14 protein-coding genes and 1 pseudogene are annotated in these 13,937 nt (G+C 63.8%); 11 read left to right on the top strand and 4 right to left on the bottom strand.

Translation table 11 applies throughout. The features are described from left to right. Window positions 1–79: 79 nt before the first annotated feature. A complete protein-coding gene (locus L8F97_RS08055; protein WP_242148351.1) occupies window positions 80–730 on the bottom strand; it encodes an outer membrane protein in 651 nt (216 codons plus the stop codon). Between the two features lie 294 nt (window positions 731–1,024). On the opposite strand from L8F97_RS08055, the gene L8F97_RS08050 reads away from it, so the two are divergent. The 4 genes from L8F97_RS08050 to L8F97_RS08035 all read left to right on the top strand — a co-directional run bounded on the left by L8F97_RS08050 (window position 1,025) and on the right by L8F97_RS08035 (window position 5,933). After that, a complete protein-coding gene (locus tag L8F97_RS08050; protein ID WP_242148349.1) occupies window positions 1,025–1,945 on the top strand; it encodes a glucose 1-dehydrogenase in 921 nt (306 codons plus the stop codon). After that, window positions 1,938–3,776: a glycoside hydrolase family 15 protein gene (locus L8F97_RS08045; protein WP_242148346.1), complete on the top strand. Its 1,839-nt coding sequence runs from the start codon at window positions 1,938–1,940 to the stop codon at window positions 3,774–3,776. The genes L8F97_RS08050 and L8F97_RS08045 overlap by 8 nt, the downstream gene beginning before the upstream one ends. Before the next feature lie 98 nt (window positions 3,777–3,874). Beyond that, the gene (locus tag L8F97_RS08040) at window positions 3,875–4,897 is read left to right on the top strand and encodes a glycoside hydrolase family 43 protein (RefSeq protein ID WP_242148344.1); all 1,023 of its coding nucleotides are present in this window, start codon (window positions 3,875–3,877) and stop codon (window positions 4,895–4,897) included. 79 nt (window positions 4,898–4,976) lie between these two features. Continuing rightward, window positions 4,977–5,933 carry an alpha/beta hydrolase gene (locus tag L8F97_RS08035; RefSeq protein WP_242148343.1) on the top strand — a complete coding sequence of 319 codons (957 nt, stop codon included), beginning with the start codon at window positions 4,977–4,979 and terminating at the stop codon, window positions 5,931–5,933. A 191-nt stretch (window positions 5,934–6,124) separates the two neighbouring features. Here L8F97_RS08035 and L8F97_RS08030 read toward each other — a convergent pair whose 3' ends face one another. Continuing rightward, window positions 6,125–6,316: a hypothetical protein gene (locus L8F97_RS08030; protein WP_242148341.1), complete on the bottom strand. Its 192-nt coding sequence runs from the start codon at window positions 6,314–6,316 to the stop codon at window positions 6,125–6,127. A gap of 99 nt (window positions 6,317–6,415) precedes the next feature. Here L8F97_RS08030 and L8F97_RS08025 point away from each other — a divergent pair, with 99 nt between their 5' ends. The 5 genes from L8F97_RS08025 to L8F97_RS08005 all read left to right on the top strand — a co-directional run bounded on the left by L8F97_RS08025 (window position 6,416) and on the right by L8F97_RS08005 (window position 11,597). After that, window positions 6,416–7,075: a PepSY-associated TM helix domain-containing protein gene (locus tag L8F97_RS08025; protein ID WP_313931929.1), complete on the top strand. Its 660-nt coding sequence runs from the start codon at window positions 6,416–6,418 to the stop codon at window positions 7,073–7,075. Between the two features lie 11 nt (window positions 7,076–7,086). Beyond that, window positions 7,087–7,581 (top strand): DUF2271 domain-containing protein, encoded by a 495-nt coding sequence (locus tag L8F97_RS08020; protein WP_242148337.1) that lies wholly within the window; start codon window positions 7,087–7,089, stop codon window positions 7,579–7,581. Window positions 7,582–7,590: 9 nt separating this feature from the next. Then, on the top strand, window positions 7,591–8,430 hold the full coding sequence (locus tag L8F97_RS08015) for a DUF4198 domain-containing protein (RefSeq protein ID WP_242148335.1): 840 nt from the start codon (window positions 7,591–7,593) through the stop codon (window positions 8,428–8,430). Window positions 8,431–8,440: 10 nt separating this feature from the next. After that, window positions 8,441–9,412 (top strand): FAD:protein FMN transferase, encoded by a 972-nt coding sequence (locus L8F97_RS08010; RefSeq protein WP_242148334.1) that lies wholly within the window; start codon window positions 8,441–8,443, stop codon window positions 9,410–9,412. A gap of 403 nt (window positions 9,413–9,815) precedes the next feature. Further along, entirely contained in the window at window positions 9,816–11,597 is a 1,782-nt protein-coding gene (locus L8F97_RS08005) for a putative bifunctional diguanylate cyclase/phosphodiesterase (protein ID WP_242148332.1), read from the top strand. Window positions 11,598–11,831: 234 nt separating this feature from the next. Here L8F97_RS08005 and L8F97_RS08000 read toward each other — a convergent pair whose 3' ends face one another. Next, window positions 11,832–12,044: a hypothetical protein gene (locus L8F97_RS08000; RefSeq protein ID WP_242148330.1), complete on the bottom strand. Its 213-nt coding sequence runs from the start codon at window positions 12,042–12,044 to the stop codon at window positions 11,832–11,834. 285 nt (window positions 12,045–12,329) lie between these two features. After that, window positions 12,330–12,593: a hypothetical protein gene (locus tag L8F97_RS07995; protein ID WP_242148328.1), complete on the bottom strand. Its 264-nt coding sequence runs from the start codon at window positions 12,591–12,593 to the stop codon at window positions 12,330–12,332. Between L8F97_RS07995 and L8F97_RS07990 the strand changes: the two are divergent. Both L8F97_RS07990 and L8F97_RS07985 read left to right on the top strand, forming a co-directional pair. Then, a pseudogene (locus tag L8F97_RS07990) lies at window positions 12,522–13,468 on the top strand (TonB-dependent receptor domain-containing protein); the annotation flags it as partial. The gene L8F97_RS07995 and the pseudogene L8F97_RS07990 overlap by 72 nt on opposite strands. 63 nt (window positions 13,469–13,531) lie before the next feature. After that, complete coding sequence (locus L8F97_RS07985; protein WP_242148326.1) at window positions 13,532–13,774, top strand: hypothetical protein; 243 nt, start codon at window positions 13,532–13,534, stop codon at window positions 13,772–13,774. Window positions 13,775–13,937: the final 163 nt, after the last annotated feature.

The following is a 13,937-nucleotide window of genomic DNA, read 5'->3' as shown; positions in this document are numbered from 1 at the left end:
ACCCGCGGTGCCGCATACGCAAAAGGGCGGGGAACGTCGCCGTTCCCCGCCCTTTCGGCAGCGTCCTAGGACCGAAGTCTTAGAAGTGCGTGATGACGCCGAGCTTCGGGGTGAAGCTGTGGAACGCACCGAAGGTGTCGACTTCGCCGCGGATGCGGAAGCCGGCGTTGCCGGTGATGCCCTTCAGGCCGATGTCCTGCGGGCCGACTTCGAAGCCGATGCCGTAGTCCATGCCGTCATGCGTCTTGTCGTTGCGGTTGCCGCTGACGTAGGGTGCGTAGTGGTCGAAGTTGACCCACTTGTAGCCGACCTTGCCGAAGAACAGGCCGCTGTCACCAGCGCGCACGCCGAAACGGCCTGCACCGCCGTATTCCCAATCGATGTTGCCGGTGAAGCCCTTGGCAACGGTACCTTCCGCACCGACGAACACCGGGCCGAGCGGCACGTTGAAGCCGACCACGCCCTCAACCAGACCACCGGTCAGGCGGTAGTTGTTGCGCAGCGAACCATTCGCGTTCAGCGCCTGCGGGATGCCGTGGTTCGGCTGGTTGTCGAACGACTCATAGCTGCCCATCACGCCGACATACGGCACGATGCCAAACGCCTTGCTGCCGTCCGGTGCGGTCGGGGTGGAGTTGTCCGCAGGCATCGGAGCCGACGTGTCCTGCGCGATGGCAGGGGCGGCTGCGAACACGGCGAGAGCGGCGGCGGCGAGTTTGATTTTCAGCATCTGTTTGAGACCTTACAAGCTTACGGAATGGTTGAACCCAGAGCCCACTGAACCTGCTTTGTGGCGACTTGTTGCACTGCGAAGTGAAAAAAGCCGGGAACCCCGAAATTGTCACTTTTCTGCAACGGTTTCTTGCTCCTCGATGAACAAATTTGCCGCTGTATATAGCTGACGCGCTCATCTCACCGTACTTGCGGGGCGACTCGCGGCACTTTTCTAGCACTTCCCCTTTATTGAGCCGGGTATTCCGCCCGATTTTGCGGCAACTTTAAGGCATCGCAGGTCGATCTGGGCATGATGCTGCTGCAGAGCGGCGTAGCGCGCGCTCAGGCGATTGCGACCGGCGCGGGCATCCCATTCGTCGTTGAAGTGTTTAGCGGCAGCACCATTTGTGAGATCCCGATGCCGACGCAACACCAGCCACTGATCGACCATGTCGCCATCGTCTCCGGCGCGAGTTCCGGCATCGGTCTTGCCGTGGCGGAGGCGCTGGCCGACGCGGGAGCGGCGGTGGCGGTGAACTATCGCTCCGGTCGCGACGCCGCCGAAGACCTCGTCGCGCGCATCACCGCCGGCAGCGGCCGCGCGATCGCGGTGCAGGCCGACGTGTCGAAGGAGGACGAGGTCGCCGCGTTGTTCGAGCAGACCGCCGCCGCATTCGGCCGGGTCGATGTGCTCGTTGCCAATTCCGGCGTGCAGAAGGATGCCGCGATCGCCGACATGACGCTGGAGGACTGGAACACCGTCATCGACATCAACCTGACTGGTCAGTTTCTGTGCGCGCGTGAGGCGGTGCGGCATTTCCGCGCGCAGCCGGCGGCGGGCCGCCCGGCGCGCAGCGCCGGCGTCATCGTCGCGATGAGTTCGGTGCATGAGGTGATCCCCTGGGCCGGCCACATCAACTATGCCTCGGCCAAGGGGGGCATCCGGATGCTGACCCGCACGCTCGCGCAGGAGGTCGCAAGCGACGGCATCCGCGTCAACGCGATCGCGCCGGGAGCGATCAAGACGCCGATCAACCAGGATGCCTGGGACAGTGACGAGGCGCTCAGCAAGCTGTTGCGGCTAATTCCGTACGGCCGCATCGGCGATCCCGAGGATGTCGCCCGTGCGGCGGTGTGGCTTGCCTCGGACGAGGCGGATTACGTCACCGGCACCACCCTGTTCGTCGATGGCGGCATGTCGCTGTACCCCGAGTTTCGCGACAATGGTTGAACGCCACCGCTCGGACGACGTGCCGCCGCTCCGCACGATCGGCGATCACGGCATCATCGGCGATCTCACTACTGCGGCGCTGGTCGCGCGCGACGGTACGGTCGACTATCTGTGCTGGCCCGCGCTCGACAGCCCGACGATCTTCGCCGACCTGCTCGATGTCGGCAGCGGCGGCGCGTTCGCGATCACGCCGGCGCTCCAGAACCCGCGCCACATGCAGATCTACATTCCCGACACCAACGTGCTGACGACCCGCTGGATGGGCGAAGATGGCAGTGCGGAGGTCGTCGACTTGATGCCGCATCCCGATGCGCACCCCCGCCCCGATCACGGCGCGCGCTGCCTGATCCGGCGCGTTACGGTGACGAAAGGCACGGTCGCGTTCACCGCCGATTGCGCGCCACGCTTCGATTACGCACGCGCGGTGCCGGATGTCGCCCCGGTGGCGGGGGGAGTGTGTTTCAGCGGACCGGGCCTCACGCTGCGGCTGTTCGCGTCGGTTCCGCTGACGTGTGCGGAGGGCGCCGCGCGGAGCAGCTTTACGTTACACGTCGGTGAAAGCGCGTGGTTCATCCTCGGTGGTGAAACGCTGACCGCGCCTGCCAACGACGCTGCTCTCGCCGCTGCGATCGACGGAACCGTCGCGGCGTGGCGCCACTGGCTGCATCAAGCCAGCTACAAGGGACGGTGGCGCGAGGCTGTGCTGCGGTCGGCGCTGGCGCTGAAGCTGCTGACCTCGGCGGAGCATGGCTCGATCGCGGCGGCGGCGACGTTCGGCCTGCCGGAAGCATCGGGCGCCGGGCGCAACTGGGATTACCGCGCGACGTGGATCCGCGACGCCTCGTTTACCGTGTACGCCTTCATGCGGCTCGGCTTTACCGACGAGGCGGAGGATTTCCGGCGCTGGGCCGCCAAGCGGGTGATGGCCGCCGACCCCGAACACCCGATCCGTATCATGTATGCGCTCGACGGATCGGAGGCCCGCGACGAGCAGGAACTGCCGCACCTCGCAGGTTATGCCGGTAGTCGTCCGGTACGGATCGGCAATGCCGCGCACGACCAGACCCAGCTCGATATCTTCGGCGAGCTGATGGACAGCGTGTATCTTTCCAACAAATATGGCGCCGCGATCAGCCACGAAGGCTGGCAGCACGTCCGCGGCATCGTCGAATACGTCATGCAGCATTGGCAGGAGCCGGACGCCGGTATTTGGGAGATGCGGGGCGAGGCTCGCCACTTCCTGCATTCGCGGGTGATGTGCTGGGTGGCGATCGACCGTGCGCTCCGGCTGGCGCACAAGCGGTCGTTGACCGCGCCGATGGCGGAATGGACGGCGTGTCGCGACGCGATCGTGGCAGATGTGTGGGAGAATTTCCGTCACCCGGAGCACGGCTATTTCGTGCAGGAACGCGGCGGCACCGAACTCGATGCGGCGCTGCTGATGATGCCGCTGGTTCGCTTCGTCCCCGCGACTGACCCGGTATGGCTGAAGACGTTGGATGCGATCGGCACGCAGTTGCGCGACGATGGCCTGGTCTATCGCTACCGCAACGCCGATGGCCTGGAGGGCGGCGAAGGCGCGTTCACCACCTGCACGTTCTGGTATGCCGAATGCCTCGCCCGTGCCGGCCGGCTCGACGAGGCGCAGATCGTGCTGGGCAAGGGGATGGCCTACGCCAATCCGCTCGGCTTGTTTTCGGAGGAACTCGACGTGCGTGGTCTGCCGCTTGGTAATTTCCCGCAGGCGTTGACGCATCTTGCGTTCATCAGCGCGGCGTACTTCATCGATCGTCGGCTGGATCCTAGCTATCGGCCGAACTGGCAACCATAAACGGCGACACATGGTTGCGCCGACCGTATGGGCGGCATCCCCCGTTGACCAATCCAACCGTTGCACTACCCTACAAGCCGTTCTCCGGGAGATGGCAAATGATTTGGTTTGGAATGTCGCTAGCGGCGCTCCTGTTGTCCGCGGCGACGACTGCACCGACAATGGTCGATCACAGTTCCCATGTTCCCGGTTCGAACCCGATCATTCGCGACAAGTTCCTAGCAGACCCGGCGCCTCTCGTCGTTGGCGACACGCTGTACCTCTATGTCGACCACGACGAGGCGCAGCGTGACGAGATGTTCAACATGCGCGAGTGGCTGGTCTATTCAACCACCGACATGAAGACGTGGACGGCGCACCCGCCGATCATGAGCGTCAAGGATTTCAAATGGGCCAAGCAGGACGCCTGGGCGCCGCAGGCGATCGAGAAGAACGGGAAGTTCTATCTCTACGCGCCCGTCGAGCATGACAGCACCCATCCTGGCAAGGCGATCGGGGTAGCCGTATCCGACACGCCGACAGGTCCGTTCAAGGACGCCCGCGGATCGGCGCTGATCACCAACGAAATGACGCCAAAGGGCAAGCATAGCTGGGAGGACATTGATCCCACCGTGCTGACCGACACCGACGGCACCACCTGGATCGCGTGGGGCAATCGCGAGTGCTACATCGCCAAACTCAAGCCGAACATGATCGAACTCGACGGGCCGATCACCGAGATCACGCTGCCGCATTATGAAGAAGGTCCCTGGCTGCACAAGCGCGGCAAGCTCTACTACTTGACGTATGCCTCGCTCGACCGGGCAACGCAGCGCGATGAACATGTCTCTTACGCGACCGCGCCTGCGATCACCGGGCCGTGGACCTATCGCGGCGAACTCACCGGCTCGGGCAAGTACAGTTTTACCATCCACCCCGGCATCGCCGAGTTCAAGGGCAAATGGTATCTGTTCCTCCATAATGCCACGCTCGCAATCGGCGATCAGAGCGGCGCGATCGGGCGGCGCGCGGTGACGGTGGAACATCTCTATTATAATCCAGACGGCACGATGAAGCCGGTCATTCAGACTGAGGCGGGTGTCTCAGCCCCGGCAGAAGAGCAATCGTCGAACAGGTCTTAGCAGCACGGAACCGGTGCGGCAGGATCAAGCTCAGCGCGCGCAGCCGTAACACGCGTAAAAACCATAACGAGGAGATGTCATGCTGAGGTTCTTATACGATAAACTCGCGGCCGCGCGGGTCGGCGTGCGGTCCTGCGCCCTGGCTCTCGCCGCATCCACGGCGGTGATCTCGCCTGCTCAGGCGCAGTCCGATCGGATGATGCCGATTGCGGTGCCGGTTCAGCCCGACGCCATCGTGCTCGGGACGGGCGCCCTCCCCGGCGCTACGGCGAAGGAGTCCTGGCACAGCCAGTACAACAGCGTGTTTGCCCGCAATGTGACGGTCGCAACACTAACGCCCTTCCTGCCTGACCCAGCGAACGCAAGCGGCGTGGCGGTCATCGTCGCCCCCGGCGGCGGGTTTACGACATTGTCCATGCAGAACGAAGGCTGGGACGTCGCGCGCGCCCTCGCCGCACGCGGCGTCGCGGCGTTCGTCCTCAAGTACCGGCTCAACCAGACCCCAGGCGACATGGCCGCCTACCAGAAATCGCTACAGAACCTTGGTGCCGGCGGCGCACCACGGCCAACCGCCGAGGCGATGATGGCGAAGCTGGCGCCCCAGCTTGCCGATGCCCGCGCCGCCTTCGCCCTGATCCGCAAGCGGGCCGTAGAGTGGCACGTCGATCCGGCCAAGATCGGCATGGTCGGCTTTTCGGCTGGTGCGATGCTGACCATGGCGACGACGCTGAACGGCCAGCCGGACGCCAAGCCGGCATTCGTAGGCGACATTTACGGACCGGTCTCCGCAATGACGGTGCCAGTGGACGCACCGCCAATCTTCGTGGCGCTCGCCGCTGACGACCCGTTGTTCGGCGGCGGATCATTCGGGTTGATCGACAGTTGGCGCGCGGCCAAGCGGCCGATCGAATTCCACCTGTTCGAACAGGGCGGACACGGCTTTGGCATGTACCCGAAGAAGACGACCAGCACCGGCTGGTTCGACGAGTTCGCGCGCTGGATGACGATGCACGATTGGATGAAGCCCAAAGGCTGAAATGCGATTGGCAGTGGAGCTGTGTTGGCGAGATGCCGTGGCACACATTACTAACGTTGGGCCGACAGTTGCCGGATCACATCCCTCCGGCACGGTGATGCAGTGAAGATGGTTGGCGGGTAATCCACGCTAGCCAGATCCGGTGGCTGCCGAACCCACGACGACGGCCGCCGGAGCCCCACGCCGAAGTTCTACTGCTGCCAGCCGGTGTGGCACATTTCGTATTGGCGTCCGGGTACGGCGGCCACCACTTCGGTGTCGTCAGCTCTGCTTCGACGCAGCTTGGTGTTGTCGGCGTCGACCCGCATCGCAGCTTGCAAAGCCAGATCCAGCTTCCCGCGCAATCGGCAGCAGCCTTCGCGCGATCCAGTTTCTGCTGCCATAGTCAGTCAGCCAGACCGAGCGGTTACGGCCGACATCTCAATAATGATAATTATTCGCATTAGCCTTGATGCGTATCTCGACTCGGCTTAAACGGAGTTGTGACACCCCAATCTCCTTCTACGCCTAGGCGAGCGTCCGTCAGCCGCGATCGGAAAAGGTGGCGTAGCTTGTGGTTGAAGCAGCTTCATAGCTGGCATTGGATCAGCGCGGCTTTGTCGATGACCGGTATGCTGCTGTTCGCGATCACCGGCATCACGCTCAACCATGCAGCTACGATTGGTGCCACTCCCGTGGTCGTCGAAAGGAGCGCGATGCTGCCTCCCTCCTTACAGCGCATGCTGACGGCATCACGCGCCCCGGATTCGCCTCTGCCCACGCCGGTCGCGAAAAGCGTCGCGGCCACGGTCGGTCTTGATCCCGCCGGCAAGCCAGTCGAGTGGTCCGATTCCGACGCTTATGTCGCCCTGCCCCGGGCAGGTGGCGACGCCTGGATCAGTATCGAGCGTGCCTCCGGGCGCATAACGGCTGAGACGACCGATCGCGGCTGGATTTCGTATCTGAACGACCTCCACAAAGGCCGCAATACGGGCGTGGCATGGGCGTGGTTCATCGACATCTTCGCCGGCACCTGCATCCTGTTCACGCTGACCGGGTTGCTGCTGCTTCAGTTGCACGCGCGGCATCGGCCGACGACCTGGCCGATCGTCGCCGCCGGGCTCGCCATTCCCATCCTGCTTGTCTTCCTGTTCGCACATTGAGGGGTCCTGCCATGCGTTCTACCGTGTTCCTGCTGCTTGGCGGGGCGATCACCGCGCCGGCCCTGTCGTTGCCGGCCAGCGCCGCGCCCGCTGGCACCATCACGATCGCCATCCCGCGGCTGAGCGTCGCCGAATATCACAAGCCCTATGTGGCGATATGGCTGGAGCCGGTCGGCGGCGGTGCGTCGCGCACGCTGGCGGTCTGGTACGATCTCAAGAAGCGCGGGAACGACCCTGGCACCAAATGGCTCGCGGACTTGCGCGCATGGTGGCGCAAGGGCGGCCGGAGCATGACAATGCCCGCTGATGGCCTCAGCGGCGCCACGCGCGCGCCGGGCCAGTACACCATCCCCGTCCCGTCCGACGTCAGGCCCGGCGAATACGTCCTGAACGTCGAGGCTGCGCGTGAAACCGGCGGTCGCGAGCTTGTCTCCGTACCGCTTGCCGCCGGAGCCCGCACCACGGGCAAGACCGAGCTCGGCACCGTAGCCATCTCCGCCCGCTAAGGATGTATCATGAAGCCTTTTGCCATACGCATGATGGTCGCCGCTGCGCTGTTGTCAGTACCCGCCGCACTGTCGGCGCACCGCATGTGGCTGTTGCCGTCGGCCACCGTGTTCTCGGGCACCGAGGGCTGGGTGACAGTCGACGCCGCCGTCTCAAACGACTTGTTCTTCTTTGATCACCAGCCGCTACGCCTCGATGGCGTAAAGGTCTGGCAGCCCGACGGCAGCGAAGGCATCTTCCAGAACGGGGCGACAGGGCGCTATCGCTCGGTGTTCGACGTCAAGCTCGATAAGCCTGGCACCTGGAAGATCGGCACGCAGATGTCCGCCGTCATGGGTAGCTTCAAGGTCGATGGGGTCGAGAAGCGGATCGGCGGTCGTCGCGGCCCGCCGCAGCCAAACGCACCCGCCCCGCTGACGATCGCCGACATCCCCGCCAACGCGACCGACGTGAAGATCACCGAGGTATCGGGCCGCAACGAGATCTTCGTGACAGCAGGCGCGCCGACCACCACCGTCTTCAAGACGACCGGCAAGGGTCTGGAGTTCGCACCGGTCACGCACCCCGACGAACTGGTCGCCGGCGAGACCGCCAGCTTCCGCTTCCTGATCGACGGCCAGCCCGCCGCCGGCCTGAAGGTCACGGTGATCCCCGGCGGCAAGCGCTATCGCAACGACGAGGGTGCACGCGAGTTGACAACCGGCGCCGACGGGATGCTGCGCGTTTCGTGGCCGGCAGCTGGCATGTACTGGCTCAACGCCACACTGACCGACACCAAAGCAACCTCGCCACGCGCGACCGAGCGACGGATGAGCTACGCGACGACGCTTGAAGTCCTGACGCCCTGAGGCGTTCGGCATGAGGATCGCGCTTCCGCCAACGATTGACGCCGCGGCTTTCGCGGCGCGCGATCCGTCCGCGGCGGTGCTCGATCTGCACGGTAAGACCATGGGGACATCGTGGAGTGTGCGCTTCGCTGCGCCCGCCGGCGTCGATCCAACGGCGATCCGTAAGGCGATCGTCGCGCGACTGAGCGGGCTCGTCGCGGAGATGAGCCACTGGGAGCCGGACTCTCTCCTGTCGCGCTTCAACCGGTCGGCCCCTGGCACTTGGACGACGCTTCCGCCCGACTTCGCGCATGTCATGACGCGCGGCCTTGCGATCGCCGAAACAACGAACGGGGCGTTCGATCCCGCGATCGGCAAGCTCGTCGATGCCTGGGGTTTCGGCGTTATCCCCGTCACGCACGTGCCCAGCCGACTTGAAGTAGAGACGGCACGGGCGTCATCGGGCTGGCGCCGGCTCGTATTCGCGCCCAGCGGCGCCCATCTTCGCCAACCGGGCGGCTCAGCGCTTGACCTGTCAGGGATCGCCAAGGGGCATGCGGTCGACGCCATCGCCGACCTTCTGCATAACGCCGGCATTTCGAACGCGTTGGTCGAAATCGGCGGTGAACTCGTCGGTCGTGGCATCAAGCCAAATGGCGATCCCTGGTGGGTCGATCTGGAAAGCCCGCCGGGACTGGCGCTCCCCGCGTTGCGTATAGCGCTGCACGGAATGGCCGTAGCGACCTCGGGCAATTATCGCCGCGGCGCCCACACGCTCAACCCGCGCACCGGTCACCCGATCGAAACGCACGTCGTATCCGCGAGCGTACTCCATCAGACCGCACTGGACGCCGATGCCTGGGCGACGGCGCTCACCGTTTTAGGTCGGGGCGGCCTAGAGCTCGCGCACGATCTCGGGATCGCCGCCCGGATCGTCACGGTGATCGACGGCACCGTCCAAGAATACCTCACCCCCGGTCTATCGGCGATGGTGAGCGACTAATTGCAGCCTCTCCATACATCCCTTGGGCAGATAGCCTTCTGCAAAGTGCTGTATCCTCGCGAAGACGGGCGGCGAAACGCCGGCACCTGCTGCACCGATTGCGGCGACGCTGATGCGAACCGCTTCGGCAGGCCAGCAGGGGATTCAGCTAATCGGCGGGCACTTCGCTCCGTGAAGGAGAACAGGGGACAGGTCGTGCGAGGCCTATAAGCGTATACTGTTATGCGCTTACGCTTATACGCGCCCGCCATCGCAGGTGTGTTCCGGCACAAGAAGCGGCACGAAGAAGCGCGGCACCACGCCTTCGCGACACGGACGCTCTGCGACTGGCGACCCTTGGCAATCAGAACGGCAGCAAGTTGTTAATTCGGCCACGGTATCGTCGCGCTCGAAGGAGCAATCAGTGCGTAGTTATCAGGAAGAGGCTCGGCTAGACGCCCTGCGTCAACTCAAGCTGCTGGATACTCCAGCAAGCGAGAGCTTCGACCGGATCACGCGCATGGCGAGCCAGATTTTCGATCTGCCGATTGCCGCCATCTCACTGACGGATCGCGACCGGCAGTGGTTCAAGTCACGCGTCGGTATCGATCACTGGAGCATCCCGCGCGACAAGGCGCCTTGTGCCGAGGTGGCCGAAACCGCCAGCCCGTTGGTGATCACCGACTTCCTCGCTGACCCATGTTACGCGGATAGCCTGCTGGCACGCGCTGGAACGCGCTTCTATGCGGGTGCCCCGCTCGTCACCAGCGATGGCTATGGACTGGGCTCGTTGTGCGTTCTGGGTACCGAGCCGCGACACGCGTCGCCAGCGGAAATGAGAGCGCTTACCGACCTCGCGGCGATGGTGATGGGGCAGATCGAGCTGCAACACGCGTTCGGGCGCATCGATCCGGTCAGCGGCCTGCCCACCCGGATTCAGTTCCGTGATGACCTGACCGATCTCGCGCGTGATCTGCCGGGCGAAGAGCGTTTTGCTGTGGTGGTCGACCTCGCCCGCGACGATCAGGTCGGCAAGATGACCCGCGCCTTGGGTAGCGGCCGCGTAGACGAGATGGTCCGTGAAGCTGCGTTGGCGCTTCGCGAAGCGCTTGGGCCTAGCCGATCCGTTTATCATGTAGGTGCCACACAGTTCGCATTCCTTTCGCCGTCTGGCCTCGGGCAGGAGGCATATATGGAAATCCTGCGATCCGGGTTCGAGCAGATACGGGTATCGTCCTCGGTCCGCTTCGTTACGAGCGTTTCCATAGGCATGCGTCCTTTTACATTGGGCGCGCTATCGGCTGACGACATTCTGCGCGGCGCCATCAGTGCAGCACAAGATGCCCGCTCGACGGACGGAGCGATCAGCCTGTACTCTGCCTCCCGGGATAGGACTCATCGCCGTCAGTACGGTTTGCTCCAAGATTTCGGTACGGCATTGGATGCGACGGACCAATTGCGGCTTGTCTTTCAGCCACGCATCGATCTGGCGACAAGACGCTGCGTTGGCGCTGAAGCGTTGCTACGGTGGCGTCATCCGATGCTGGGCGAGATTTCTCCCGCCGAGTTCATCCCCTTGGTTGAACAAACATCGCTGGCTCGCACGGTCACGCAGTGGGTGCTGGATGCCGGGCTGGATCAGCTGGCATCCTGGACAGCGCGCGGCATCGGCCTCACGCTTTCGATCAACATTTCGGCTGCAAATCTGGCAGAAGCCGACCTGATCCAACGTATACAGCTTGGCCTGCTGAAACGTCAGCTGCGGCCTGACCAACTCGAAGTCGAGCTTACCGAGAGCGCGATCATGGATCAGCCGGATCAGGCGCTGGGAATGCTGCGCGAATTGGCAGATGCGGGTATCTGCGTCGCGATCGATGATTTCGGGACTGGCCAGAGCAGTCTCGCCTATCTGCAGAAGTTGCCGGCGCAGGTCGTCAAGATCGATCAGTCCTTCGTGCGCGATCTCATAGAGAACCACGGGCCGGACTTCGTGCTGGTGGAAACGATGATCGGCTTGGGACACAAGCTGGCCTACCGTGTCGTCGCCGAAGGCGTGGAAACGCCGGAAGCGGCAGCGATCCTCACGAACGCCGGCTGCGAGGAAGCGCAAGGCTTCTTATTCGCAAGACCGATGGAAGCCATCCAGCTTGAGCGCTGGATGACCGAAGGCGGTGACAGCGGCCGGACCTCTATGAAAGCCGCCTGACGCAAAGCTTACCCGGATTTTGCTTTGCCTTTGCCTAGTGCCGATCTCCTGAATTTGGGAGGCCGCGTCTGCGGAGACTTTAGCAACCAATAAGTTGCTCCGTACAGCATCACGTCACCCAAGCGCGCGTATTCCTGTTCGGCGTAGCCATACGGATCACCCGCCAACGCCATCAGCTTGGCGCGGTCGACGACCAGCACCTTCGCCCGTACAGCTCGGATCGCCCGGTCCTCCTCAAGGCTGAAGTGCGTCGCTAACGCTGCTGCGCCGCACGCCCGGCATCAAACGGGATTCCTCATGCGTCATGCAAATCTCATCGGCTTGCACGCGATCATGATACAACAGGATCCAGCGGGCCATTCGGCGGTCGATCGAATGCGCCAGTGAGGACACGATGGTGCGTCCCATCTGCAACATGAAGACGTGCGTGAACCGCAGCAGCGCCATGTGCAATGACGTGCTCTGCTCGACCGCAGCAAGCAGACGGTGGCCGCTTGTTCGGGGCGGCGGGCGATGTTGTGCCACTGATGGGCACGATCGTCGCCATTGCTTCTCCTGTGCCCATGCATGTTCGGAACGGTTTCGTACAGAAAGGTTGCGAAGCGCTCGATTGTTCATGCCTGGAGCGCGAGGAGGAACGCATGATCTCAAGACAGCCACTTATCCTCGGTGTCGTGGCCACCGCGCTGATGACGGCATCCGCAGGCGTATTCGCGCAATCGCCGCGTGCAGTCAGCGCGTCGCCCCGCCCCCGCCTTCAATCAGCACGCAGCCGCCCAAGGCAGCGCCCGACATGCAGATGGGACTGGATGCGCTTGCGGGCCTCGGCGGGAAGCCGATCGAGACGCTAAACTCGGCCGAAGCACGCACGCAGCCTTTGGCTGTTGACGGCGCGACGGCGGTGATGGCGAAGCGGGGCATATTGACCACACCAGACGCGTCGGTGTCGACCGCACCGCCGCGCGTGCGTTTCTGTTCTCGCTCGGTCGCTACCACGTCGAGGAGGCGTCGACTTCGCTCTATGGTGAAGCGACGTGGACGCCACTCGCCGGCGTGCGAGCGGTCGGCGGGCTACGTGGCGAGTATTATCATTACGCCGTGCGCGCGCAGAACAGCGCGGCAGCGGCGGCAGGAACAGGCTGCGGTGACGATGCGATTGTCTCACCCAAGGCGTCGGTCGTTTATGCCCCGACTGAGCATGTGGAGCTGTATGCCAATTGGGGCCGTGGCTTTCACTCCAACGACGTGCGCGGTGCGGTGAACGTCGACACCCCGGTGCCGGTGCTGGTGCGCGCGACGGTCGCGAGGTCGGCGCACGCTGGCAGGCATCGGGGCTGATGCTGACAGCGACCTAATGGTGGCTCGACGTCGACAGCGAGCTGCGCTTCGTCGGCGACTCCAATGCAGTCGAGCCGACCGGGGCGAGCAAGCGGCACGGCTACGAGTTGGTCGCCTTCTGGCGGCCGCTGCCGTGGCTGGCGCTTGACGGCAACTTATCGCCAGCCACTCACGTTATGACAACGGCGACCGCATTCCCAACGCGTTCGAGAACGCCGCTTCGGCCGGAGCATCGATCGTGCTTGATCCCTGGGAAGCAAGTATCCGGGTGCGTCATCTCGGGCCCTATCCGCTGATCGAATAGCGTGCGCGAGAGCGGGAGCACGGTCGTCAATCTGCGTGCGGCACGCAGGATTGGGCGCTTTCAGGTCTATGGTGAGCTGCTCAACATCCTGAACAGCCGCGACAAGGATATCGCCTATTATTACGAGTCCTACATTCCCGCGTTCGACACTACCGGTCCGAGCGATGGGCGACTGAGCCGCGTCGTAGAGCCGCGCACACTGCGGCTGGGCGCCCGCGTGAACTTCTAGCTTAATCTTGGCTGCCGGTCGCATCGGCAAGACTGGCAGCTTGAAACCATGGCCGTTTGAGGCATGCGCTATCGCGCAGCGCGCGGGGGCGCGAAGTTCAAGCTGGCCGGCAATCTGCTGAGCGGCGCGCAGCGCCCAGCCCACCTGCTCGCCGAGCTGGTGACCTGCGGTGTATGCGGCGCACTATCAGGGCGAACGGCGATGGCCGTGGCGCTGCAAAGGTCACCGCACTGGAACATGCGACAGCGTTTCGATCAGCACCACCCAACACCCCGGCGCTGGCGGGCATTTGCGGTCGGCTGGTGACGTCGATGCTCATTAACTTCAGCAAGAGACCGTGGCTGCGGCACAGGCTAGAAATCCAGAACGCGCCTGCCGAGCACGACCTCGTTGATACTGTGGCTATGCGCCGGGTGGGAAACGCAAAAGGCCCCCGCGGTGGTGACCGAGGAGGCGTTGCAAAATTAGG

The sequence above is a fragment of the Sphingomonas sp. BAUL-RG-20F-R05-02 genome (assembly GCF_022662305.1).
Taxonomy (GTDB): Bacteria; Pseudomonadota; Alphaproteobacteria; order Sphingomonadales; family Sphingomonadaceae; genus Sphingomonas.
This window is presented reverse-complemented; position numbering and strand designations above follow the sequence as displayed.